Here is a 24,269-nt window from a genome sequence, read left to right as displayed (position 1 = left end):
GATTCGAACTGGAGACGATGTGAGGTTCCGTTTCTAGAGTTGATTGATGGTGTCGGTCAAGCGGATTCAGGTCACTTTCGACTGTGCGGAGCCGGAGCGTGTCGCTCGTTTCTGGTGTGAGGTGTTGGGGTACGAGCATCGAGGTACGGCATGTGTGGATCCCTCGGGTGTCGGCCCGCGTCTGTATTTCCAGCAGGTGCCGGAGGGGAAAGTCGTGAAGAATCGGCTTCACTTGGACGTGCGGGTGGGTACCGGGCTCGTGGGTGCGGAGCGTGTGGCTGTACTCGAGGCCGAATGTGCGCGACTGGTGGCGCTCGGCGCGGTGCGCCTGCGATTGCTGCCTGCCGACGACGTCAACGAGTCGTGTTTGGTGATGCAGGACGTCGAGGGAAACGAGTTCTGCCTCGACTGAGCAGTCTTGTCGGTCAAATCCGACAACGAACCCGCGATCGGCTCATACCGGCGTCACGGCCTCATCGACGCTGGTGGATCACCCGACAGCAGTGGGTGATCCACCACCCGGGGCGCTCACCGATAGTCCCTGGTTGCGTAGGGGTTCAGGAATTGACGGCCCCAGAGTTGGTTTCGTTCGTCACGGGTGAGGCGGGCCCGGTCGGCGGCGTCGGTCCAGTGGGTGTGGATGGTTTCGATCTGGTGGTCGATGATGTTTCGGGCTTGTTGCTCGGTGAGCCCGTAGGCGGGTGCTGCTTCGAGGCACGTGGTGAATCGGCTGTCGCGGCGGCCGTCGCCGGTGATGTCCATTGCCTGGCGCGCTTCGGTGCCAGATCGTGGTTGGGGGCAGAGATCGTAGGCGGGGGTGAGTTCGAGTTGGCGGCCATCCCAGAATGCCGCGTGGTTGCGTGCGTGGTCGTCGGTGTTGCCGATGGCGATGTTGAACACGATGCGTTCGTACAGTTGGCGTCCGGCCGTGTCGCCGTCGCGCCCACGTTTGCGCAGGATGTCGAGGAGTTCCACGTAGGAGGAGTATCGGGCGCCGAGGAAGTCACCGAATCCGAGGAGTGTGAGCGCGGATATCAGCATTCGGCGGTGTCCGCCTCCGAGGCGATCGAATCGTTCGACCAGGAGCACATCTCGGCCGAGTGAGGTGGTGAGACTCGTTGGGGCGGTGTTGATTCCGATCTCGGTGGCCAGTGTCATGGCGACTGCTTCGGCTTTCACGACCGGATAGTGGTCGGTCGAGGACGACAGTTTCGCGATGAGGTGCTGATCGTCGTTGTGCAACAACACTTTCGGACGGGCGCCACCGACAGAGGTGCCGTGTACGAAAGCATCGCTGAGTATGGTCGACAGTTCGCCGCGCTCGAGTGCCTGGGCCGCGCCATGCAGTTGGTCGAGGCTCGCGTCCTCGGTGCGTGGGGTGTATTCGCTTGCACTGGTTTGGAAGTCGAGCGCGCCGATGCGGTCGGATCCGGATTCCAAGAGGTAGGTGAGTTTGGTGGCGCCGGCCGAGTCTGCGGCGTCACCGTGTCGGCCGCCGGCCAGGCGTACGTCGATGACGCGCTGTCCCCAAGAGTCCGGGCCGGCATCCCAGAGGCATCCGGCCATATCCAGGCCGTCGGGTGGTTCGATCCAACCTGGGCGAAGTGGCAACTCCGGTCCATACAGGCTGATCGCGTCGGGGCGTTCGAGGTAGCTGCGGCCGTAGATGAACCGGTGCAGCGTCCCGTCGAGTTGCACGCGGCCGGCGACCACCGGCTCCGTTCGATCCGGTAACCACACCCAGACGTATGCCTCACTGGGCGGTGTCGCGGAGTCAGAAGTCGGCATCGGTGTCGTCCTCGGTCGAGTGGTCGCGGATTCGTTTGGGCAGTAGAGCGAGGTGTTCCTGTCCGCGGCGCCGGGCCAGAGCCAACTCGTCGCCTTCCAGGCCGAACAGGTTCACGCCGGTGATGAATGCGGTATTGAACACCGTTCCGATGCTCACCGTGGGCGCACCCTTCTCGATCGCGGACACTGTGCGGGCATCGATCCCGGCCCTGGCGGCGAGGTTGGCCTGAGTCCAGCCGCGCTGAACCCGCGCGACCTTGATCTGGTTGCCGAGGGTTTCCAATGCGTCCCTAGTGGCACGCGACGGGGACACTCCACGCTTGACCACAACACTCACATCCTACGTTTCAATGTCAGTAATTAGTGTTAAGAGACACTATAACGTAGTTAATGACGGTCGATCGCGATGCGCTTCGGTCGCCGCGATGTCGAAGAGGCCCTGCTCGCTGAAGGCGGACAGGTTCGAGGTCCCTGGGGTGCGTGGGACTAACGGGTTGGTGTGCGGTCCGCGCCGATCGAGACGGCGACGAGCGTGCAGGGCTCGGTGCCGTAATTGCGCCACACGTGCCGGGTGCCGTTCTGGACGACTACGTCGCCTGCCCGCAATACGGCTCGCTCGCCGTCGTCGAGTTCGAGCGTGGCCTCGCCTTGCACGACCATCAGGTAGTCCATCGTGTCGGTGGTGTGCATCCCCGAGCCGTCGGGCTCCATCGAGGCCGTCACGCCGGGCATCTGGCGCTCCAACTCGGCGGAAGCCGCGGCTGCGTCCACGTCCGGCGATGGGGTCGCTCGCTCCGGGGGATGCGTGATGATCACGAAGCGCGATCCATCCCGCGGCGGGAAGTACGTCTCGACGGCGCTGGGCGACCCGTCGTCCGGGAACGTGGGCGGCTCGTCGCCTCCCCACAGCCGGTAAGCGGCGAATCCGGGCGTCAGCGCAGAGGTGATCGGCTCCACGTTCCGGTCGTCGACCACCCGCGACCTGCCCTCGCTGTCATGCCCGGTGACGACCCGGCGAACAGTCATGTTGCGCTCTCCTCGAATGTGTCCGAACAAGACCCAGTGATGAGTCTGGGTCTCGTCACCGTACATGGTGATGAGACCGAGTCGCAATGCGCCTATAGTGACGTCATGGCCCGCTGGCAACCGGACGCACAGTCACGGCTGGAAAACGCCGCCCTCGAGCTGTTCGCCGAGCGCGGATTCGAGGCGGTGTCGGCCGCCGAGATCGCCGCCCGCGCCGGACTCAGCAAGGCGACGTTCTTCCGCCACTTCCCCGACAAGCCCGAGGTGCTGTTCTGGGGCCGGGACCTGCTGGCCGACACCTTCAGGCAGGCCATCGCGGACGGCGCGCCAGATGCCTCGCCGCTCGAGCTCGTGCGTGCCGCGGTCCTCGCCGTCGCCCCCGTTTTCGACGCCGACCGGCACCACCACGCCGCGACCCGTCAACGCCTGATAGCTTCCTCGCCGACCTTGCACGAGCGCGCCGTGCTCAAGCGCGCCGCGCTCGCCCAGGCGATAACCGATGCGCTACAGGCTCGGGGCGTCACCGGCGGGACGGCCGAGCTGGCCGGACTGGGCGGCGCCGCGGCGTTCGACGCGGCATACGAACGCTGGGCCGCAAGCCGGACCTATCGAGGCTTCGCCGCCTTCGCCCGCCGCGAACTCGACCGGACCGTCCACGCCGCGGCCAGCTTGAGCTAGCAGTTCGCCGAGCCGACTGCGGTCGATTGTCTCGTGCAACCGGTCGTCGAGGTTGACGATGTTGGTCGATGGCCGGCGGCAATGCTGGGCTGGCCTGGGGTGTGCGGTCGGGGTGGCAGAGCGCCTGCGGGCCGAAAGCCCGCAGCTCGGGCCGCGCTTCCAGGCTTCGGGGAGATCAATTCCTCCCGAGCGCCACCCCGAGAATCTTCCTGAAGGCGTCCAGCGCCGTCGTCGGCGACCGCCCGGCACCGTCACTGGAGGGAAACGCCGCCACCAGGGACCGGTCCTGGTCATCGGCCAGCATTGCGGGGGTTGGTGTGCCGCACGGCCGCGACCCTCTCCTGCGCATCCGGCTCACCCGGTTCGCCGGACGCATCACCGCGGTCACACTCACGGCGAGCCCGTTGCGGCAGATGAACTCCGTTGGCGCTCTTCATCTATCAGCGTGGTGAGGCCGGCGATCGTGATGCGAAGGGCGAGTTGGAAGCGCTGGGCGCGCCGGTGCGGTGGTCCACGGTGGTGACCGGGGTGGGCTACGGCACGGCGGCAGCGGGTGTGGCGGCGACGATGTCGCGTGCGAGGCCGAGGTCTCCCTCGGCCGTGTAGCTCACGGTCGCGGGATCGCGTCGTCCGCCGGCCAGCAGGCAGAAATCGACGACATCCATGGCGATCCGGGTGTCAGGGTTTCGGGGCGCGCCGGATGTCAGTGGGATGATCCACTGCCCGCCGCCCGGGCCGGAGAGGGTGATCTCGGCCGTGCCGCCGCCCGGTGCGCCGCGGTGGGACCGGAACGCGGCCGGCAGCGTCCGGATGCTCATGTTCGCCATGGATGCGAGATTCTCGGGTTTCGGAACCGGAGTTCGCAAACCCGCTGTTCCCGCGATATCGGTTGTGCGCAGCCAGATTTCGAAGGCGCGCGCGACCACCGCGTCGGGAAGTGGCAGATCGGTCGACAGCCGGATCACCGTCTCGATGGGTGTCCGCGGGAGGGCCGCGCAGATTCGGGCCGCCTGCGCGAGCCACTGTGTACGGAGCTGTTCCACGGACGGCATCCCGTCGGCCGGAAAACCCGGGGCCGTCGGAGCGGCCACGTCATCGTCCGGGGTGGCGAGTGCTGTCTCCAGGCCGATGTGCTGCGCGAGCAAGCTGTCCACGGCGGCCAGACGGCTGACCACCTCTCGCACCGGCGGGCCCGAGTCGTCGGCATTCCATCGGTGGGCCACCGGCCGGAGCCAATCGGTATCCGACAGTTTGCGTAATACCTTGTCCAGCACCAGAACCTGCGCCGCGTACGGACAGTACTCCGAGGCGGTTTCGATGATGTCGGTCCAGCGGCGCGCACTGGTCTCCCGGAATGCGGCGAGGAGGTGGTCGCGGGTCGCGACGCTCAGTCCGTCGGACTGCTGTGTGCCCGCCGTCGGCTCGCTCGCGAGTTTCCGGACGTAGCGTGTGGTTTGCCGGATCTGTGTGAGGTGTCCCCTCGGAACTCACAGGATCTCCTCGAACTGGGTGCGACCCCAGGCACTGTAGCGGCACAGGCATGGTGCCGCTCGGTGGAGCCGACCTGTTCGCGTCGCTGAGCCCGCGGGACCGCCACGCCGCGTTTCGCGAGCGCGCGGGCGATCCTGGCCGCAGCGGCGATGTCCTTGCCGCAGGTGAAGCAGTGCGCGAACACCGCGGTGGCGATGCGCCGGTCGGTGGGCCGTTCCAGTCGCCCGGCCAGTCGAATTCCGTCTCGTCCAGTGAAAGTTGCGGCAGTGCTGATCATTTCGTGTCTATCGGTATTCGGGGTTCTCGAAGTCGAACCGCTCGCCGGTGTCCCATTCCGACCGCTGATTGCCGTGCGCCGGAATGCCGCCGTTGTCCTTCAGCAGCCGCGCCAGATGCATCAGGTTCCAGGTCATGAACGTGGTGTTGCGGTTGGTGAAATCGTTGTCCGGACCGCCCGATCCGGGATCCAGATAGGACGGTCCCGGCCCTGCCTCGCCGATCCAGCCCGCATCGGCTTGTGGCGGAATGGTGTATCCGAGATGTTGCAGGCTGTAGAGGAGATTCATCGCGCAGTGTTTGACGCCGTCCTCGTTGCCGGTGAGCAGGCAGCCTCCGGCGCGGCCGTAATAGGCATACTGGCCGCGGTCGTTGAGTGTTCCGGAGTTCGCGTACAGCCGCTCGACGACCTTCTTCATCACGGAACTGTTGTCGCCCAGCCAGATCGGGCCCGCCAGCACGAGAATGTCGGCGGCCATCACCCGCTCCTGGAGCGCGGGCCACTCGTCCGCCGGCCAGCCGTGCTCGGTCATGTCCGGCCACACGCCCGGGGCGATGTCGTGATCGACCGGGCGCAGGTGCGAGACCTCGACTCCGTTCTTGCGCATGATGTTTGCGCTGACATCGATCAGTCCCTGGGTATTGCTCGTCTCCGGGGATCGTTTCAAGGTGCAGTTGATGAACAGTGCCCGCAGGTCGTCGAATGCGGTCATGGTGGTGTTCTCCTACCGGGTCGGTGTCGTGCGTTACGGGGTCTTGCGGTGGTGGTGGGGTGGTAGGTGTTACAGCTGTCGCCGCGGTTTCCGGCGGACGTACCGGCGGGCGATGTCGAGGCCGACGAATGCCCAGACCACGGCGAGCGCGATGAGCAGTCCGACGGGGTAGTCGCGGTCGAGGATGGTCGGGTTCCCCGCCACCGCACCGGATCGCTGCACGACCGGGACGGCGACAAACAGCAGGGTGACGGTACACAGCCCGCCCCAGACGATCGATGCCCACCAGCCGGCCGGGAGCAACCGGCGGGCGAGCAGGGCGACGACCGCGCACACGGGAGCGAGGATCGCGTCGTGCAGCAGGATGCCCCCGACGAACCAGGCGGCGGTGGACATCAGGCTCGCGGGGTTCTGTTCCAGTACCAGGTCGATTCCGTACCAGGCGAGCCAGATTCCGCCGAGTCCGAGCAGTATCCGGATGGCGGTCATGTCCGCACCTCGATCCTGGAGAGCCATTTGGTCTGCAGCACGCCGGGCCGGTTCGGGGCGATCAGGCGGCAGGGGTAACCGTGGTCCAGCGAGAGCTCTTCGCCGTTGAGGCACAACGCGATCAACGTCTGGTCATCGACGACGTGAGTGTCCGGGAGGAGTGTGTTGCTGTAGAGGCCGCCCTGTTCGAGCGAGTGGAACGCGACATCGCCGCCGCGGTAGCCACCGGCCGCGGCGAGCAGGTCGCGCAGCCGTACACCGGACCAGTGCGCCGACGCGCTCCAGCCCTCGACACAGGCCAGCGGCAGCACGGCCGAGGTCTGCGGCAGCGCCTCCAGTTCGGCCCGGGAGAAGCCGCGTTCTGTGCCGCCGGTGGCTACGGTGAGCTGGTAGGCACCCTCCCGCGCACGGTCGGTGACACCCGCGGCGGCAGCGGTGCGGTTGATCGGAAGCCCTTGGGGCCCTTCGCCGGTGCGTGGTGACAGCACGGAGATCCACCGCAGCCACGGCACGGACTGCCCGGCCACGGCGACTCCCGCGAGTGCGGTGGCGGCGATCGCGGCGCCGAGAACGCCGCGCCGGCTGGGCCGGCCGCTGTCCGGGGTGTCGGTGCCGGGGGTATCGGTTCCGGTATCGGTGCGTCCGGCGTCTGTGGCCGGCCGCGCCAGCGCGGTCCGCACCACCGGTAGCTTCACAGCCAGGTGGACGGCCAGTGCGCCGAATGCGACGTAGGCCATGGCGTAGTGGGTGCTGGTGAAGAAGAACTCCCACGGATAGTACTGCGCGGTGTTGAACAGCCCGGTCGCCAGCTGGAAGATCATCGAACCGACCAGTACCGCAATCGATCCGCGCTCGAGCAGCCGGAGGGGATTGCCGATCAGCGGGCGCGCGAACAACCGCGGGAATACCGACCACAGCTTCACGATCAGCAGCGGGATCGCCATGACGCCGGAGATCACGTGTGCGCCCTGGGTGACGCGGTAGAGCCACGGCGGATTGGCCGGCCAGTGGAACCAGGGTGTCGGATGCTGCACCCAGTGGCTGATCAGACCGGTCACGAAACAGACCGTGACCGCGATGCCCAGCGCGATGCCCACCCGCGCGGCGACGGCGGCCGACCGTGCGGGTGAAATTCGCCGGCTGACGGTCCCGGGTAGCAGCAGGTCCGCCTCTGTCGCGGGATCATCCTGTGCGGCTGATGTTTTCAACTGTCGTTCCTTCGCGTTCCGGCGACACGATCGGCGCCCGGAATAGCGAGCGACTTGCTGTCTACGTCGATCACGTACTAGACGCTACGGTCGGCACACGGGGTAAATCACTCCGAAAGGAATGAACAAATTGTGACGTCCGAGGGCGTCGAAGCCGTGTATTGCGTTGAGCGGCTGATTGTTCGGTGCCCGCGGTACGCCGTCACAATTTCGTCACCGAATCCGGGGGTGTCTCCCGGGCGCGTATCGGCCATGATGTGACTTGGGATTTGCGTGCGGTGAGCCACATCGACAACCCGTGCCGGATCGGCCGTACGAGTCGACCTCGGCGGTATGAATCATGTTGGCCTCCTGGCGATTTGCCCGGCGGGACCGGGCATCGGGACTGTCACGGCGGGGCGAGCCCGAGAACGGCGCGGTCACCCGGGCCTGCCTTTCGGTAGGTGGATCGAATCATATTGGTGTGCAACGGAAGTCGATGATCGCGGTTCCTGTCCGGGGTCAACCGGACGGGTGTAACGCGGTACCCGCTCGCGGGCACTGTGCCCGGAGGTTGGCTCGATGGCGGCGTTGCCGGCCGCGTGATGGCTTGCCGCGCCAGGGATGACGGAGATTGAGATGGAACGGATACGGACGATGGTGCTGCCGCGATTGCCCGCGGGCGTGGTCGCCGCGGTTGCGGCGGGCGTGGCGGTGGGGCTGCTCGCGACGGTGCCGGGCGGGGGAGCCGAGGCGCCACCGTGGGGCGCGTGGATGGTGCACGCGGTGATCTTCGGCGCGGTGCTCGGTCTGCTGGGCGGAGGACGGAAGCAGAGCCTCGGGTCCTCGCTGGCGGCGGGTCTGCTGCTCGGCCTGGCCGACTGGCTGTTCCGGCAGCTGACACTGTCGGTCCTCGTTTCGGGAGCGGTACCGAAATGGACACTGGCCGAAGCGGTCTCGACATTCGACGAACTCGTGCGGACCGTACTGCTGGGCGCCGTCGCGGGTCCGGTGATGTACGGGCTGGTCGCGCTGTGGCACCGTCGCGCCGTCACCGGTGCGACGGTGCCGCGCAAGCCTCACATCGTCGTGGTCGGCGGCGGATTCGGGGGCGTCGGCGCGGCTCGTCGGCTGGACGCCCTGGTCGCGCGCGGCCTGCAGATCGAGATCACGGTGATCAGCGAATCGAACTTCCTGCTGTTCACGCCGCTGTTGGTCGGGGTGGCCGCGAGCACGCTGGAACCGCGGCATGTCAGCGCACCGGTGCGGGCGGCGCTGCGTTATGCCTCGTTCCTGCATGGGAGGGTGGAATCTGTCGACCCCGATCGCCGGGAGCTGGTGGTCGCCGCCGGAAGCCGAGGCAGGCAGCGGGTTCCTTACGACGAGTTGATCCTTGCCGTGGGGCGGTGCCACGATTGTTCGATCTGCCGGGAGTGGCGGAGCACGCGTTGACGATGAAAACCATCGACGACGCCAACCGGTTGCGCAACCGCGTGCTCGCCGCCCTGGAACAAGCCGATCTGGAAACCGATGCGGCCGAACAGAGTCGGTTGCTGAGCTTCGTGGTGGCCGGTGGCGGGTTCGCCGGGACCGAACTGATCGCCGAGCTGTTCGACCTGGTACACGGTGTGCTGCACCACTACCCGCGGCTGCACGACGCCGAGACGCGCTTCGTACTCGTGCACTCCGGCGACCGGCTGTTGCCCGAACTGCCCGCAGACCTGGGTGATTACGCACTGCGCACCCTGCGCGGCCGGGGGATCGAATTCCGGCTCGGTACGCGAGTCGTCGCGGCCGGGCCGGGCAGCGTGCGGTTTTCCGATGGTGCTCAGATCGAGGCGCGCACCTTCGCATGGACGGCCGGCACTCGGCCGAACCCGCTCGTCGAACGCATCGGGCCGGTAGGAGACAGCGGCCCGCTGCGGGTCGACGAGTGCCTGCGGATGACCGGTGTAGACGGGGTCTGGGCCATCGGGGACTGCGCCCGGATTCCGGATCCGGCCCAGCCCGGAACCTACTACCCGCCGACCGCGCAGCACGCCATTCGTGAAGGTAAGGCGGTGGCGGACAACGTCGCCGCGGTCGTCCGCGGACGTGCGCCGACGCCGTTCCGTTTCGGCGGGCTGGGAATTCTCGTATCGCTCGGGCACCGGAGGGCGGCAGGGCAGGTATTCGGACACAGGGTCTCCGGTCTCACGGGATGGGTGCTGTGGCGCGCGGTGTATCTGGGCAAACTGCCCGGGGCCGAAAAACGACTGCGGGTGGCCGTCGACTGGCTGCTGGATCTCGGCTTCTCCCGTGACATAGCGCTCACCTCGAACGAGATCATCTCCACCACCGCACCGGACAGGAATCGACATGCGTGAATCGCTCGAAGTTACCGGTCCTTCCGCCGCAGCGGAATGCTCGAACCCATTGGGCGGCAGGTCGTTACCGCTGGCGCCGGGTGCGTTGTTCGGCGCGGTCGCGGGATCGGCCGGCGGCGTCGCGTTCGGTGCGATCATGGCGCTGATCGGATTCCTGCCGACCGTCGCCGCCCTGGTGCGATCCGACAGCCCGGTGGTGGGGACCGTGGTGTACATGACGATCGCGGCGATCCTCGGCGCCGGATTCGGCGTGCTGGCCTCGCGGCAGACGATCGATGGCGGCGACCTGCTGTTCTGGGGGTTGATCTACGGTGTGGCGTGGTGGTTCGCCGGGCCGCTGACGCTGCTGCCGGTGCTGTCCGGCGATCCGGTCCGCTGGACCGTGGCCGACGCCCGGGAATTGTTCCCCAGCCTGGTCGGCCACCTGGTGTACGGCGCCGTGACGGCGGCCGTATTCGCCGTGGCCGCCAAGCGGTTTCATGGTCGGTCGAGCAGGGGCGTGGATATCCGTACCGCCGCGTTCGCGACGCTGGCCGGGATCGTCTCCGGACTGCTGCTGTCGGCGGTGTTGCGGCCCATGCAGGGCGGTGGCTACACGCTGGTGATCACCGGATCGTTCCTCGGCGCCGGTTACGGCCTGCTGTTCGGCGCTCGCCGGGAGGGAACCGGTCCCGCGCTGATCCGTGGCACGGTGTACGGGTTGCTGTGGTGGCTGGTCGCCGGGCTGACATTGCCGTCGTTGCTCGCCGGTGACGGTCTGGACTGGACCGCGCAGGCGGCTCGCGAAGCGGTTCCTGCGTTACCGGGGTATCTCCTGGTAGGCGCGGGGACAGCCGGAGCGTTCGGGTTGTTCGACGGTGTCACGCGGGCCGTGCTGTCCGATGACGTTCGCGACCGGTACGCGGACCGCCTGATCGCGGGCGGGGCCGTGTCCGTGCTGCACGGCATCGTCGCCGGTCTGACCGGCGGGGTGGTGTTCACCGGCGTCATGGTGGCGGTCGGATTCCTGCCGACGGTGGCGGCGCTGGTGGATTCCGGATCGGTGTTCGTCGGACTGGTCGTGCACCTGCTGATCTCGCTGACGATCGGTGTCACGTATGCGATCTTCTTCCGCGGCAGGAGTTTCGATGCCGCAGCCGGGATCGGATGGGGTGTGTCCTACGGCCTGCTGTGGTGGGTACTCGGCGACCTGCTCCTGCTGCCGCTGCTGCTCGGGCAGGTGCCACACTGGTCCGCCGAGACGGTGGCGGAGGCGTTTCCCTCGCTCGTCGGCCACCTGTCGTACGGGGCCGTGCTCGGCCTGATGTATCAGCGATTGGAACAACGGGTGTCGCCGCCGCCTCGCAGCCGGGCGGCGGCGGTGCGAACCCTCGCCCGAGACAACCAGATCCGCACGGCCGCACCGGCTTTGTGGAGCCTCACGGTGTTCGTTGCCGCTCTGATTCCGGTGCTGGTTTCCTGAGCGATTCGGCACGACGGCGCCGTAACGATCGCGACCCGTCGACCACTGAACTGCGAGCGGCCCGTGCATCGCACCGCCGCCGGAATCCCCGCGAAGTTTGGAGACACGATGACACAAGCGACCGAATCCATCCCCACCTGCGCCTACCCAGGCTGCGAAAACCGTGCCGAACCGGCCGAGCCCGGCGCTCCGGCGGCCGCGCCACAGTACTGCGCGAACCCGGACCACAACTCACTGGGCGTATTCCGCCGACTCCGGGCCCGCCGCAAGCAGCGGAAGTCGGAGCGTGAGGAGGCGAAATCCGTTGGGACACAGAATGGCAGCTCGATTGCGCCGACCGCCGCGGACGTGCCGGAACCGGCGCCGGATAGGGCCGTGGACGCTGCGATGCAGTCTCGCGCCGCACTGGTTCATCTGCTGGAACGGCTGTCCGCCGATCTGCCCGGCTACCTGGAGGAGTTGGCGGTCATCACCGATTCCGCGGTCGCCGAGGCTCGGATCGAGGCGATCACCCGCGCGGCGGCGGAGCAGGTACTGGTCGCGGAGCGGCGTGCTCTGCTGGCCGAGCAGGCGGCAGATCTGGCCGTCACCGAATTGGAAAAGGCCGAAGCGCAATTCGCGGCGCAGGTCGATCGGATTCGTAACGAGACCGCCGACCGGTTGGCTACCGTGCGCGCGCAGAGTTCCACGGAGATCGAACCCGAGCATCTGCGTCCCGCGGTAGCCGCGACCCCGCTTGAATCGGCCGAGAATGGCTGAGCCGTAAGAAGTTTCGCCGCTGTGCCGCTCGGCCATCATCGGCCGGGCGGTGGCGGCGCTGTTGCGGGCTCCCCGGTGAGTCCACATCTGTGGCGTTGTAACGCCGTGCGGCGCGATGACCACTGATCGGCGTCTGGCTCACCGATCAGCCGCTGAGCCCGGACGACTGGCACAACCTCGACGACGGCCGCCACATCGACCTCGGCGCATTGAAGGGCAACCAGGGCAACCAGAACTACGAGGTCCCGCCCGGAACGGACCTCACCGGTTTTCCCACAGTGGCGATCTGGTGCGAGCGCTTCAGCGTGTCCTCCGGCGCCGCCACTCTCGCCCGGCCCTGATCACCAACGACACCCACGGTCCGGCATCGCCCCGTCATGGCGAGCGATGCCACCTCTTCTCGTGATGTTGCGGAGGCCCTGGCCGGACAGGACACCACGTCTCTGCCCTGGAGGAACCCTGCACTCGTTCGGATGGACACCGCTCCTCGGAACAGGGTGGGGTGCCGAATCCTCTGTTCGGGGTGTGGTCAGTCGGCGGGGCTGTAGTCGTGGTCGTCATCGCAGTCGAGTGGGGTGATCCAGGCTTGGTCTATACGGTCGGCGGGGTCGATCGCGGCGCGCACCGTTTCGGCTGGTGGAGTCAGCGTGGTGGTGTCCAGGCCGATGTCGCGGTCGCCGTCGTGGGCGGGAAGGTTCTGCCCGGCGCGGTCGAAGTCGCTGCCTGCTGGGGTGATGGTGGTCCGGGTACTGGTCACGGCGGTCCCTCCCTCGAACATCATCGTGTGATCGATTTGAGCGAAAGGGGCCGGGTGAGCCCGGAAGCGTTCGTGCTGACCGGGCTCACCCGTGGACGGGAAGAGTCTGAACATGGACTGCTGTGATGTTCCCGCACGGGGTGGCGAACCGGGCCCTGCCGCTGATGCCACCACAGTGGCTGCGCACGCGCCGGAGAAGGGGAGTCCTGACGCGCCTGTATCGCTGAGCGGGCCTCGGGCTCGGGTCGCCGACCCGGATTGTCGCGAGAATGCTTCTGTGCGAGAACGTTTCGTGCGGGTCTTCGGTGTCTGCTACGGGCATCACCTCACTTCGTCTCGTCATCGGGAACGCACCGAGAGCGCCGCGCGCCCGCGGAGGGGCGGGCCGCGCGGGCGGCCCGGCACGGCGGCCGGTCGGCGTCCCGGACACAGTGCCGCCTGCGCGGCCACCGCGTGCCCGGGCCGGTCCCGGGGCGCGCGATGCTCGCGCGGCGGCCGGGACCGCCACCGGGCCCAGGCCCGGCACAGGACCTCGTCGATCTCGGCGAACAACTCCTCGAGATCCGGATCGGACTCCAGCAGCCGGGCATCGGGCCACGACAGCTCGTCTGCGACCTCGGTCGGCGCGTAACCGGTCGTGCACACCGTCTCAGCCATCATCACAGGACCTCCCGTGATTGCGGCCCGGGTCAGGCGTTGATCGCCTGATGCTCGTCGTGGCGGCTGATCTCGATCTTGCGGGGCTTGGCTTTCTCCGCGACCGGGATCACCAGGCGCAGGACGCCGTCGCGGTAGTCGGCGCGGATGGCGTCGGTGTCGAGATTCTCCCCGAGGAACAACTGACGGGAGAACACCCCGCGGGTGCGTTCCGCGGCGATCATCGACCGTCCCTGGTCCAGTTCCGGGCGTGAGGCGCGCACGGCCACCACGACCCGTCGTGACCGACACCCCCACCGCGACTCGGCGCCACCCCTTCGGGACCCGGGCTGCCATCACATACCGGTCGAGGACTCTGCCTGCCTCGCCGAGTGTCGAAACGCCGTACAGGATGTCGTCATCGGGTACGGGGCTGGGTTCCGGCGGACCGGGCAGTGAACCCCGGATCAGCTGTTCCAACGGTGCCTGCGGCGGAATGAGCGGGGGAATCACGGGCGGCCCCGTTCCCGTCCGGTGTCCGGAACACCGGGGTCATCGGTAGCCGATCCTGGCGGATCCGTCAGAAGTTGCCGCAGGTGGGTGCGCATTTCCCAGGTCACCTCCGTGTGTTCGAGTGCGCTCGAACACACGGCACGCAAACCCAGCAAATCTGCCGGGAATCTGTGCGCGAGAGGGGATTTGAACCCCTACGTCTGTTAGGACACTGGAACCTAAATCCAGCGCGTCTGCCAATTTCGCCACTCGCGCGTGATGGTACGACCGTCCAAACTCTACCGGGCGGGGCGGCTGGAGCGAAGCGCTGGATCGGCGTTTCGTACTCGCGGGTAACACCACCTGGTATTATAACGATCGGGTAACGGTCAATGTGAGGGGGCCTCAGCTTTTCTGAACGGGGGTTACCCGTCTCAGCTGGGGGTTCAAACGTGAGGGAGGGTCATGTTTGGCGGGATTCTTGTACGGGTGTGCCGGAATACTCGGCGGTAGCCGGACGGGGAGGTGGCAAACGTGAGGATTTCCTCATGATTTTGTGCCATCCTCGCCAGTGATCAGTCCTCAGGGCCGAGGAGTGCGCTGTGCACGCCAGGTGCGGTCCCGAGTGCAGGGGCGAGCCACCACGAGAAGGAAGTCGAACGTCTTGACGATCAACGAGAGCACCGGGACCGGATCTACCGCGAAGGTTTCCGGGGGGGTTCCCGATACGGGTATCAAGTCGTCGCTTGTGGACCGACTGCTGGCCGGTGAGGCCTATGCGCTGGCCTTCGGCGGCCAGGGGGCGCAGTGGCTGGGCGAGCTCGAGGAGATCGGGCGCGACAGCGCGCTCGAGCCCGAGCTGACCGCGCTGGTGAACGAGGCCGCAGCGCTGCTGGGGCCGGTCGCCGAGCAGTTGCTGGTGGTCCGGCCGGTCGGGTTCGACCCGGTGGCCTGGATGCTGGAGGACGAACTCGCCGACGAGGACTCCGAGGAGATCTCCGGCGCGCCCTCGTCGCAGATGTTGCGCTCGGCGGCGGTGTCCATGCCGGGTGTGTTCCTGAGTCAGGTTGCCGCGCTGCGGGCGCTGCGGTTGCAGGGGCTGGATCCGGCCGAGCAGGCGCCGGTCGCGGTGGTCGGGCATTCGCAGGGGTTGCTGGCGGCCAAGGCCGCGCAGGAGCACGGCTCGCGCGATGCCGAACTGCTCGCGGTGGCCCAATTGATCGGTGCGGCAGCCACTCTCGTGGCGCGGCGGCGCGGGCTGATTCCGGTGGGCGAGAAGTCCCCGATGGTCGCGGTGTCCAATGTGGACCCCGAGCAGTTGCAGGCGATCGTCGCCGAGGTGGCCGAGGGTGTGGATCCGGCCGCGGCCGCGGTGCTGTCGATTCGCAACGGACGTCGCCGGGTCGTGTTGTCCGGCACCGTCGCCCAGTTGGATCGGGTGCGGCAGCGGTGCGCGGAGATCAACGCCGAGCAGACCCACGATCGTGAGGCCAAGAAGCGCGGCGGCGCGGTGTTCGCGCCCGTGTTCGAGGACGTCGAGGTCGAGATCGGCTTCCATCACCCGGCGCTGGCCGAGACCGTCGATCTGGTGTCGGGTTGGGCCACCAAGTGCGGTATCGACGCCGAACTGGCCGGTGAACTCGCCCGGCAGATCCTGGTCGATCCGGTGGACTGGGTGTCCATCGTCGAGAGCGCGGTTTCACAAGGCGCGCAATGGATTCTGGATCTGGGTCCGGGCGATCTGCTGACCCGTCTGACGCAGGGTTCGCTCAAGGGCACCGGCGTCGGCATCGTCGCCGCGGCCACCCGGCCGGGCCAGCGCGCGCTGTTCACCCCGGGCGCGGCCCCCGCGGTCGCCGCGCCGTGGACGGCGTTCGCGCCCAAGCCGATTCGGCTGCCCAACGGCCGGGTCGTGGTCGAAACCTCCTTCACCCGGCTCACCGGACGTTCGCCGATCCTGCTGGCGGGCATGACTCCGACCACGGTCGACGCGAAAATCGTTGCGGCGGCGGCGAATGCGGGCCACTGGGCCGAGCTCGCCGGTGGCGGTCAGGTGACCGAGCAGATCTTCGCCGATCGCGTCGCCGAACTGAAGACGCTGCTGCACCCGGGCCGTCAGGTGCAGTTCAACTCGCTGTTCCTGGACCCGTACCTGTGGAAGTTGCAGCTGGGCGGTAAGCGCCTGGTGCAGAAGGCCCGTGCGGCCGGCGCGCCGCTGGACGGCGTCATCGTCACCGCCGGAATTCCCGAACTCGACGAGGCCGTCGCGCTGATCGAGGAGCTGACCGAGGTCGGCATCAGCCACGTCGCGTTCAAGCCGGGCACCGTCGCGCAGATCCGCGCCGTGCTGCGCATCGCCGACGCCGTGCCGGACTACCCGGTCATCATGCACATCGAGGGCGGTCGCGCCGGTGGTCACCACTCCTGGGAAGACCTGGACGACCTGCTCCTGGACACCTACGCCGAGCTGCGCAACCGCGCGAACGTCGTGGTCTGCGTCGGCGGCGGCGTCGGCACCCCCGAGCGCGCCACCGAATACCTGACCGGCCGCTGGTCGCAGGTGCACGGCTACCCGGTGATGCCGCTGGACGGCGTGCTGGTCGGCACCGCCGCGATGGCGACCCTCGAGGCCACCACCGCGCCGGAGGTCAAGCAGCTGCTGGTGGACACCCCCGGCACCCCGGACTGGGTCGGCGCGGGCACCGCGAACGGCGGAATGGCTTCGGGCCGTAGCCAATTGGGCGCGGACATCCACGAGATCGACAACGCCGCCTCGCGCACCGGCCGTCTGCTGGACGAGGTCGCAGGTGACGCCGACGCGGTCGCCGAGCGTCGCGAGGAGATCATCGCCGCGCTGAACGGCACCGCCAAGCCGTACTTCGGCGATCTGACCACGATGACCTACCTGGACTGGTTGGAGCGCTACGTCGAGTTGGCCGTGGGCCTGGATCGCCGCAAGGACTTCGACTGCGGCACCGACCTGGGCGACGCCATCGCCGACGCCACCAGCTCGGTCTGGCTGGACATCACCTGGCGTGACCGGTTCGCGGAGATGGTGCGCCGCACCGAATCCCGGCTCAACCCGGCCGACCGTGGGGAAATCGCAACGCTTTTCGCGAGCGAGGACGCGTTCGAGGCTCCGGTGCAGGCGATCTGCACGCTGACCGAGCAGTACCCGGCCGTTGCCGAGGCCGTGCTGCACCCCGCCGACGTGCCGTTCTTCGTCTCGCTGTGCAAGACCCCGGGCAAGCCGGTCAACTTCGTGCCCGTCGTGGACCGCGACGTGCGCCGCTGGTGGCGTTCGGATTCGCTGTGGCAGGCGCACGATCCGCGCTACTCGGCCGATCAGGTCTGCGTCATCCCGGGCACCGTCGCGGTCGCGGGGATCACCCGGGTCGACGAGCCGGTCGGTGAGCTGCTGGACCGTTTCGAGCAGGACGCCGCGTATTCGCTTGTCCGCGAGGGTGTTACGCCGCTGGCCGTGGACGGCCGCCGCCGCGCTGACGTCATCGCCGGCGCCGTGGATCTGGTGCTGGCCGCGCCCGACGTGCAGTGGGCCGGACGCACCGCGCCGAACCCGGTGCACCGCCTGGGTGACCCGCGCGAGTGGGTCGTCGACGAGGCGGGCGCGTACCACCGCTCGACCGGCGCCACGCTGGCCGCGGTCGAGGGGCCCGACGCCGACAACGCGTACGTCGAGCTGAGCGTGCCGCTGGCCCGTCTGACCGGGCGTGAGACGAATTCCGGTGCGAGCGTTCGCATTCGGCTGACCGTGCCCGCCTCGGCCTACAACGGTGGCGCGCCGGTCGTCTCCGAGGACGACGCCTCGGCCGCGATGTCCGCGCTGCTGGCCGTCGCCGCCGGGCAGTCGCTGCCGGAGGTCAAGTCCGCCGCCCGCTCGAGCGGTCAGGGCCTGGAGGAGGCAGCTTGCGTAACCACGCAAGGCCCCCGCTCGAGCGGCATCGAGCAGAGCACCCATGTGGCGCACGTCAATCTGGCCTGGACGCCGGATCTGATCGCCGACCACGCCGGTGTCACCGGTTCGGGTCTGCCCGCCGCGCTGAGCACCATCGGCCGCATCGTGCCGGACGTGCTGGTCGGCGCGTGCTGGCCCGCAGTGTTCGCGGTGCTGGGCGCGACCCGCACCGAAGCGGGCGGCAGCGTCATCGAGGGCATGCTGGACCTGGTCCACCTCGATCACCGGATCGAACTGGCCGATGCCCTGCCCGACGAGCACGCGGTACTGGCCGTGCGCGCGGAATCCGGTGCGGTGCTGGACACCGACCTGGGCCGGGTGGTCGAGGTGAGCGTCACCGTCGGCGTCATGCGCGATCACGGGCTGGACACCCCGGTGGTGGCAAAGCTGGTGGAGCGCTTCGCGATTCGCGGTCGCAACGGTAGCGGTGAACTCACCGATCCGCCGCGTGCCGCCGGAACGGTCTCGGACGACGCGACCGACACCCCGCGGCGCCGTCGCCGCGACGTGAAGATCCTGGCCCCGCGCGCGATGGCCGCGTTCGCCGCGGTCTCCGGTGACCACAACCCCATCCACACCTCCGACAACGCCGCCAAGCTGGCGGGCCTCGGTAGCCCGATCGTGCACGGCATGTGGCTCTCGGCCGCCGCGCAGCACGCGGTCTCGGCGATCGACCCGTCCTCCCCGCTGCCCCCGCGCAGCGTCACCGCCTGGACCACCCGGTTCCTGGGCATGGTGCGGCCGGGCGCGGAGATCGACGTGCGCGTCGAGCGTGTCGCGGTCGACGCGGGCAGCGAGATCGTCGAGGTGTCCTGCCGTATCGACGGCGACCTGGTGATGACGGGTACGGGCCGGCTGGCCGCGCCCAAGACCGTCTACGCCTTCCCCGGACAGGGCATCCAGACCAAGGGGATGGGCCTGGATGCCCGCTCCCGCTCCAAGGCCGCCAAGCAGGTCTGGGAGCGCGCCGACAAGCACACCCGCGAGGCGCTGGGCTTCTCCATCCTGGCCGTGGTCCGGGATAACCCGACCTACCTCAAGGCGCGCGGCGTCGAGTACCGGCACCCGCAGGGCGTGCTGCATCTGACCCAGTTCACCCAGGTCGCCATGGCCGTGCTCGGTGTGGCGCAGGTCGAGGAGCTGCGTGAGGCGGGCGCGTTCGTCGAGGGCGCGATGCTGGCCGGACATTCGGTCGGCGAGTACAACGCGCTGGCCGCGGTCGCCGGTGTGCTGCCGCTCGAGGCGGTGCTCGAGGTGGTGTTCCAGCGCGGTTCGGCCATGCACGAGCTGGTGCCGCGGGATGCCCAGGGCCGCAGCGACTATCGGATGGCCGCCATCCGCCCGTCGCAGATCGGGCTGCCCGACGCCGAGGTGATCGACTGGGTCGCGAGCGTGAGCGAGCAGGCCGGGGAGTTCCTCGAGGTCGTCAACCTGAACCTGCGCGGCGCGCAGTACGCGATCGCGGGCACTGTCAAGGGACTCGAGCGGCTCGAGGACGAAATCGAGCGTCGCCGTGCGGAATTCGGCGGTAAGCGCGCGTTCATCCTGGTGCCCGGCATCGACGTGCCGTTCCACTCGACCGTGCTGCGCAAGGGCGTTCCGGAATTCCGCGGCAAGCTCGAGGAGCTGCTGCCGCAGGAGTTGCACCCGGAGGTACTGACCGGGCGCTACATCCCGAACCTGGTGCCGCGGCCGTTCTCGCTGGATCGCGAGTTCATCGCCGAGATCGCCGATTACGTTCCCTCCGAACCGCTTTCGGCCGTACTGGCGGACTGGGACAGCTGGTCCGCGCGCGGATCGGAGCTGTGCCGGGTGGTGCTGATCGAGCTGCTGGCCTGGCAGTTCGCCAGCCCGGTGCGCTGGATCGAGACGCAGGATCTGCTGTTCACCGGCGCGGATCAGGGTGGTCTGGACGTCGAGCGGTTCGTCGAAATCGGTTTGGCCGCAACGCCTACCGTCGCGAACCTGGCCAGCAACACCCTCAAGCTGCCGCAGTTCGGCAGTGCGAAGGTCGAGGTGCTCAACATCGAGCGCGAGGCCGGTGTGGTGTATTCCACCGACACCGATCCCGCCCCGGTCGACGAGCCGGAAGAGGTCGCGGCTCCGGCCGAAACCGCCACTGCCGCAGCGGCTCCCGTCGCTGCCGCCGCCCCGGCGGCCCCGTCCGGTGGCCCGCGCCCCGACGACATCTCCTTCACCGCCGCCGACGCCACCCGCGTGCTCATCGCGCTGTGGACCAAGCTGCGGATGGATCAGATCGGCCCGGTGGACACCATCGAGGGCCTGTGCGACGGCGTGTCCTCGCGCCGCAACCAGCTGCTGGTCGACCTGGGTTCGGAACTGTCCCTGGGCGCGATCGACGGTGCCGCCGACGCCGATATGGGCGCGTTGTCGGGCACGGTGGAGCGGCTGGCCCGCACCTACAAGCCATTCGGCTCGGTGCTGTCCGACGCCATCGGCGACCACCTGCGCAAGGTGTTCGGCCCGTCCGGCAAGCGGCCCGCCGCGATCGCCGAACGTGTCAAGAAGGTCTGGGAACTGGGCGACGGCTGGGCGCACCACGTGACCGCCGAGGTGTCCCTCGGCACCCGCGAGGGTGCCAGCATTCGCGGTGGTGACCTGGGCGGACTGGTATCCGGCGCGCTGGGTGACGGCGCCGCCGTGGACGCCGCGATCGACGCGGCCGTGCAGTCGGTGGCCGCGCGTCGCGGCGTGGCGGTGTCGCTGCCCGCGGCCGGTGGTGGCGGCGGTGCGACCGTCGATGCCGCCGCGCTGGGCGAATTCACCGAGCAGATCACCGGACGCGACGGCGTGCTCGCCACCGCGGCCCGCGTGGTGCTCGATCAGCTCGGTCTGTCCGACCGGGTCTCCGCGCCCGAGGCGTCGGACGACTCGCTGGTGGATCTCGTTGCCGCCGAATTGGGTTCGGATTGGCCGCGCCTGGTCGCCCCGGCCTTCGACGCTCGCCGCGCGGTGCTGATCGACGACCGCTGGGCGACCGCCCGTGAGGATCTGGCCCGGCTGTGGCTGGGCAGCGATGGCGAGGAGAGCGTCGACGGTTTCGTCGGTGCGGGACAAGCCGTTGCCGCACAGGCGAACTGGTGGCGCAAGCGCGCGATGGGCGAGGCCCGGTCGGTGCTGGCCGCGCAGTACGAGCGCATCGCCGAGGCCGCGCTGGACACCGTCGAGCCAGGGACCTGGTCCGCGGATATCGCCGTGATCACCGGCGCCAGTAAGGGTTCCATCGCCGCGGCCACGGCCGGGCGGCTGCTGTCCGGCGGCGCGACCGTCATCGTGACGACCTCCAAGCTGGACGACGCGCGCCTCGCGTTCTACAAGAAGCTCTACCGCGACAATGCCCGCCACGGCGCGGCGCTGTGGGTGTTGCCCGCGAACATGGCCTCCTACGCCGACGTGGACGCCCTGATCGAGTGGGTCGGCAACGAGCAGATCGACAATGCCGGTGGCGCAAAGGTTCTCGTCAAGCCGGCGATGACCCCGACGCTGCTGCTGCCCTTCGCCGCGCCCCGGGTGGCCGGTGACCTCTCCGACGCCGGTGCACGCGCCGAAATGGAGATGCGGGTGCTGCTGTGGTCGGTGGAGCGGCTGATCGGCGGCCTGTCCGCGATCGGCGCGGATCACGATGTCGACGCGAAACTGCATGTGGTGCTTCCGGGTTCGCCCAACCGCGGCATGTTCGGCGGCGACGGCGCGTACGGCGAGGCCAAGGCTGCGCTGGACGCGGTGGTCGCCAAGTGGCGTGCGGAGAAGTCCTGGTCGGCGCGGGTCACCCTGGTGCACGCGCTGATCGGCTGGGTGCGCGGCACCGGCCTGATGGGCGGTAACGATCCGCTGGTCGAGGCCGTGGAAGCGGCCGGGGTGCAGACCTGGTCGACCGAGGAGATGGCCGAGCAGCTGTTGCAGTGGTGCACCGGACAGGCCCGCGTGGTCAGCGAATCCGGCCCGCAGCAGATCGACCTGACCGGCGGACTGGCCCGCGCCAAGCTGGACCTGCCCGAGTTGGCCAAGCAGGCCCGCGAGCAGGCCGAGGCCGAATCCGCTGCGGAGGAACAGGATTCGACTCCGACCATCGCCGCGCTGCCCTGCCCGCCGACCCTGAGCTCGGCGCTGCCGACGCCCGAATGGGGCGCTGTCACAGCGGATCTCAGCGATATGGTGGTGATCGTCGGCGCGGGCGAGCTGGGCCCGTACGGTTCGGCGCGCACCCGCTTCGAATTCGAAGTCTCCGAGGAGCTTTCGGCCGCGGGCGTGCTCGAGCTGGCCTGGACGACCGGACTGGTCACCTGGGAGAGCGACCCGAAGCCGGGCTGGTACGACGCCGAATCCGGTGAGTACGTGGACGAGTCGGAGATCGCCGAGCGGTACCACGACATCGTGGTCGAGCGCTGTGGCGTGCGCCGCTACGGTGACGACGGCGCGATGGCCGAGAACACCGCGCCGCTGCTGACCTCGGTGTTCCTGGACAAGGATCTGACCTTCGTGGTCAACGGCGAGGCCGAGGCGCGCGCGTTCTACGCCGCGGATCCGGAGCACACCGTGATCACGCCCGTCGCGGATTCCAGTGACTGGCAGGTGATTCGGCAGGCGGGCACCGAGATTCGGGTGCCGCGCCGGGCCAAGCTGTCGCGGACGGTCGGCGGGCAGATCCCGACCGGCTGGGATCCCACCAAGTGGGGTATCTCCGCGGATATGGCCGCCTCGATCGACCGGGTCGCGCTCTGGAACATCGTCTGCACCGTGGACGCGTTCCTGTCCTCGGGCTTCAGCCCGGCCGAACTGATGAGCTGGGTGCACCCGTCGCTGGTGGCCAACACCCAGGGCACCGGTATGGGCGGCATGTCCTCGATGCGCTCGCTGTACATCGACAACCTGCTCGGCGAGCCGCGGGCGAACGACATCCTCCAAGAGGCGCTGCCGAATGTCGCTCTGGCACATGTGGTTCAGTCCTACGTGGGCAGCTACGGCGGCATGATCCACCCGGTCGCCGCGTGCGCCACCGCGGCGGTCTCGGTCGAGGAGGGTGTGGACAAGATCCGCCTCGGCAAGGCCGATCTGGTGGTCGCCGGTGGTTACGACGATCTCGGAATCGAGGGCATCGTCGGCTTCGGTGACATGTCGGCCACCGCGGACTCGGCGGCTATGAGCGCCAAGGGAATCAGCGATCGGTACTTCTCCCGCGCCAACGACCGCCGCCGCGGCGGATTCGTCGAATCCCAGGGCGGCGGAACGGTTCTGCTGGCTCGCGGTGACATCGCGCTGGAGATCGGCCTGCCGGTGCTCGGCGTGGTCGCCTACGCGCAGTCCTTCGCCGATGGCGTGCACACCTCGATCCCCGCGCCCGGACTCGGTGCGCTGGGCGCGGGGCGTGGCGGTGCGGAGTCCCGGCTCGCGGCCGCGCTGCGCAAGCTGGGTGTCACCCCGGACGAGGTCGCGGTGGTGTCCAAGCACGACACCTCCACGGGCGCAAACGATCCCAACGAGTCCGAGCTGCACGAGCGTCTCGCCACGGCGATCGGACGTTCCGAGGGCGCGCCGTTGTTCGTGGTGTCGCAGAAGTCGCTGACCGGGCACGCCAAGGGCGGTGCGGCCGCGTTCCAGATGATCGGTCTGTGCCAGGTGCTCGAACAGGGCGTCGTGCCGCCGAACCGCAGCCTGGACTGCGTCGACGAGAAGATGGCCGAGTACCCGCACCTGGTGTGGGCGCGCGAGCCGCTGCGGTTCGGAGATCGGTTCGCGCTCAAGGCCGGTCTGGTCACCTCGCTGGGCTTCGGGCACGTCTCGGGGCTGCTGGCGATCGTGCACCCGCAGGCGTTCCTCGAGGCGATCGACCCGGAGCGTCGCGAGGAGTACCAGCGGCGGGCGCAGGAACGTCGGGTGCACGGTCGGCAGCGGTTCACCGAGGCCATGTGCGGCGGTGCGCCGATGTACGAGCGTCCGGCGGACCGGCGGCTCGGCGGTGACGGCACCCCGGCCAAGCAGTCCCGTCAGCTCGAGGCCGATGTGCTGCTCTCGGAGCAGGCTCGCCTCGGCTCGGACGGGCTGTATCTGGCCCAGGGTGGTTGCAGCACAGGCGCTCTCGCAGAATAACGACATATCGCACCCGGCGTCGTTCGTCCCCTGGAGGAACGACGCCGGGCCGCACACCAACTCGT

15 protein-coding genes, 1 tRNA gene and 2 pseudogenes are annotated in these 24,269 nt (G+C 68.6%); 7 read left to right on the top strand and 11 right to left on the bottom strand.

What is annotated here, in order from left to right; genetic code table 11:
• Positions 1-46: 46 nt before the first annotated feature.
• Positions 47-412, top strand: coding sequence for a VOC family protein (locus NRB20_RS15745; RefSeq protein ID WP_153410895.1), 366 nt, complete (start codon positions 47-49; stop codon positions 410-412).
• A 116-nt stretch (positions 413-528) separates the two neighbouring features.
• On the opposite strand, the gene NRB20_RS15740 is transcribed toward NRB20_RS15745, so the two are convergent.
• From NRB20_RS15740 to NRB20_RS15730, 3 genes are all read right to left on the bottom strand, one after another.
• Positions 529-1,788 carry a type II toxin-antitoxin system HipA family toxin gene (locus tag NRB20_RS15740; RefSeq protein ID WP_153410894.1) on the bottom strand — a complete coding sequence of 420 codons (1,260 nt, stop codon included), beginning with the start codon at positions 1,786-1,788 and terminating at the stop codon, positions 529-531.
• Positions 1,775-2,116, bottom strand: a complete 342-nt coding sequence (locus tag NRB20_RS15735; RefSeq protein ID WP_319944970.1) for a helix-turn-helix transcriptional regulator — start codon at positions 2,114-2,116, stop codon at positions 1,775-1,777. The genes NRB20_RS15740 and NRB20_RS15735 overlap by 14 nt, the downstream gene beginning before the upstream one ends.
• A 158-nt stretch (positions 2,117-2,274) precedes the next feature.
• Positions 2,275-2,814, bottom strand: coding sequence for a cupin domain-containing protein (locus NRB20_RS15730; RefSeq protein ID WP_153410893.1), 540 nt, complete (start codon positions 2,812-2,814; stop codon positions 2,275-2,277).
• Positions 2,815-2,919: 105 nt separating this feature from the next.
• Here NRB20_RS15730 and NRB20_RS15725 point away from each other — a divergent pair, with 105 nt between their 5' ends.
• Positions 2,920-3,492 carry a TetR family transcriptional regulator gene (locus tag NRB20_RS15725; protein WP_153410892.1) on the top strand — a complete coding sequence of 191 codons (573 nt, stop codon included), beginning with the start codon at positions 2,920-2,922 and terminating at the stop codon, positions 3,490-3,492.
• 533 nt (positions 3,493-4,025) lie between these two features.
• Here NRB20_RS15725 and NRB20_RS15720 read toward each other — a convergent pair.
• The 4 genes from NRB20_RS15720 to NRB20_RS15705 form a co-directional block, all read right to left on the bottom strand.
• Positions 4,026-4,766: a maleylpyruvate isomerase mycothiol-dependent enzyme family protein gene (locus NRB20_RS15720; protein ID WP_153410891.1), complete on the bottom strand. Its 741-nt coding sequence runs from the start codon at positions 4,764-4,766 to the stop codon at positions 4,026-4,028.
• 501 nt (positions 4,767-5,267) lie between these two features.
• Complete coding sequence (locus NRB20_RS15715; protein ID WP_153410890.1) at positions 5,268-5,972, bottom strand: flavodoxin family protein; 705 nt, start codon at positions 5,970-5,972, stop codon at positions 5,268-5,270.
• A gap of 69 nt (positions 5,973-6,041) precedes the next feature.
• Entirely contained in the window at positions 6,042-6,461 is a 420-nt protein-coding gene (locus tag NRB20_RS15710; RefSeq protein WP_153410889.1) for a hypothetical protein, read from the bottom strand.
• A complete protein-coding gene (locus NRB20_RS15705; protein ID WP_153411114.1) occupies positions 6,458-7,621 on the bottom strand; it encodes a molybdopterin-dependent oxidoreductase in 1,164 nt (387 codons plus the stop codon). The genes NRB20_RS15710 and NRB20_RS15705 overlap by 4 nt, the downstream gene beginning before the upstream one ends.
• A gap of 651 nt (positions 7,622-8,272) precedes the next feature.
• On the opposite strand from NRB20_RS15705, the pseudogene NRB20_RS39580 reads away from it, so the two are divergent.
• The 4 genes and pseudogenes from NRB20_RS39580 to NRB20_RS15685 all read left to right on the top strand — a co-directional run bounded on the left by NRB20_RS39580 (position 8,273) and on the right by NRB20_RS15685 (position 12,576).
• A pseudogene (locus NRB20_RS39580) lies at positions 8,273-10,014 on the top strand (NAD(P)/FAD-dependent oxidoreductase).
• Positions 10,007-11,476 (top strand): hypothetical protein, encoded by a 1,470-nt coding sequence (locus NRB20_RS15695; RefSeq protein WP_153410887.1) that lies wholly within the window; start codon positions 10,007-10,009, stop codon positions 11,474-11,476. Before NRB20_RS39580 ends, NRB20_RS15695 begins: the two are co-directional and overlap by 8 nt.
• Positions 11,477-11,584: 108 nt before the next feature.
• A complete protein-coding gene (locus NRB20_RS15690) occupies positions 11,585-12,235 on the top strand; it encodes a hypothetical protein (protein ID WP_153410886.1) in 651 nt (216 codons plus the stop codon).
• Between the two features lie 122 nt (positions 12,236-12,357).
• The gene (locus tag NRB20_RS15685; RefSeq protein ID WP_153411113.1) at positions 12,358-12,576 is read left to right on the top strand and encodes a DM13 domain-containing protein; all 219 of its coding nucleotides are present in this window, start codon (positions 12,358-12,360) and stop codon (positions 12,574-12,576) included.
• A gap of 188 nt (positions 12,577-12,764) precedes the next feature.
• Here NRB20_RS15685 and NRB20_RS15680 read toward each other — a convergent pair whose 3' ends face one another.
• The 4 genes and pseudogenes from NRB20_RS15680 to NRB20_RS15665 all read right to left on the bottom strand — a co-directional run bounded on the left by NRB20_RS15680 (position 12,765) and on the right by NRB20_RS15665 (position 14,396).
• Positions 12,765-12,992, bottom strand: a complete 228-nt coding sequence (locus NRB20_RS15680) for a hypothetical protein (protein ID WP_153410885.1) — start codon at positions 12,990-12,992, stop codon at positions 12,765-12,767.
• A 339-nt stretch (positions 12,993-13,331) separates the two neighbouring features.
• Positions 13,332-13,649: a hypothetical protein gene (locus NRB20_RS15675; protein WP_153410884.1), complete on the bottom strand. Its 318-nt coding sequence runs from the start codon at positions 13,647-13,649 to the stop codon at positions 13,332-13,334.
• Between the two features lie 32 nt (positions 13,650-13,681).
• Positions 13,682-13,927 (bottom strand): annotated as a pseudogene (locus NRB20_RS15670) (Hsp20/alpha crystallin family protein); the annotation flags it as partial.
• Positions 13,928-14,312: 385 nt separating this feature from the next.
• Positions 14,313-14,396 (bottom strand) — tRNA-Leu (locus NRB20_RS15665).
• Positions 14,397-14,784: 388 nt separating this feature from the next.
• Between NRB20_RS15665 and NRB20_RS15660 the strand changes: the two genes are divergently transcribed.
• The gene (locus NRB20_RS15660) at positions 14,785-24,204 is read left to right on the top strand and encodes a type I polyketide synthase (protein WP_153410883.1); all 9,420 of its coding nucleotides are present in this window, start codon (positions 14,785-14,787) and stop codon (positions 24,202-24,204) included.
• Positions 24,205-24,269: the final 65 nt, after the last annotated feature.

The sequence above is a fragment of the Nocardia macrotermitis genome (genome assembly GCF_009604405.1).
GTDB classification, from domain to species: domain Bacteria; phylum Actinomycetota; class Actinomycetes; order Mycobacteriales; family Mycobacteriaceae; genus Nocardia; species Nocardia macrotermitis.
Note: the sequence above shows the minus strand (reverse complement) of the source record. Positions and strands in the feature narration are given on the sequence as shown.

Excerpts from the sequence above, each read along its gene's own strand:
- NRB20_RS15675 (WP_153410884.1), bottom strand. The coding sequence starts at position 13,649 with ATGGCTGAGACGGTGTGCACGACCGGTTACGCGCCGACCGAGGTCGCA.
- NRB20_RS15710 (WP_153410889.1), bottom strand. The coding sequence starts at position 6,461 with ATGACCGCCATCCGGATACTGCTCGGACTCGGCGGAATCTGGCTCGCC.
- NRB20_RS15740 (WP_153410894.1), bottom strand. The coding sequence starts at position 1,788 with ATGCCGACTTCTGACTCCGCGACACCGCCCAGTGAGGCATACGTCTGG.
- NRB20_RS15715 (WP_153410890.1), bottom strand. The coding sequence starts at position 5,972 with ATGACCGCATTCGACGACCTGCGGGCACTGTTCATCAACTGCACCTTG.
- NRB20_RS15690 (WP_153410886.1), top strand. The coding sequence starts at position 11,585 with ATGACACAAGCGACCGAATCCATCCCCACCTGCGCCTACCCAGGCTGC.
- NRB20_RS15695 (WP_153410887.1), top strand. The coding sequence starts at position 10,007 with ATGCGTGAATCGCTCGAAGTTACCGGTCCTTCCGCCGCAGCGGAATGC.
- NRB20_RS15725 (WP_153410892.1), top strand. The coding sequence starts at position 2,920 with ATGGCCCGCTGGCAACCGGACGCACAGTCACGGCTGGAAAACGCCGCC.
- NRB20_RS15730 (WP_153410893.1), bottom strand. The coding sequence starts at position 2,814 with ATGACTGTTCGCCGGGTCGTCACCGGGCATGACAGCGAGGGCAGGTCG.
- NRB20_RS15745 (WP_153410895.1), top strand. The coding sequence starts at position 47 with ATGGTGTCGGTCAAGCGGATTCAGGTCACTTTCGACTGTGCGGAGCCG.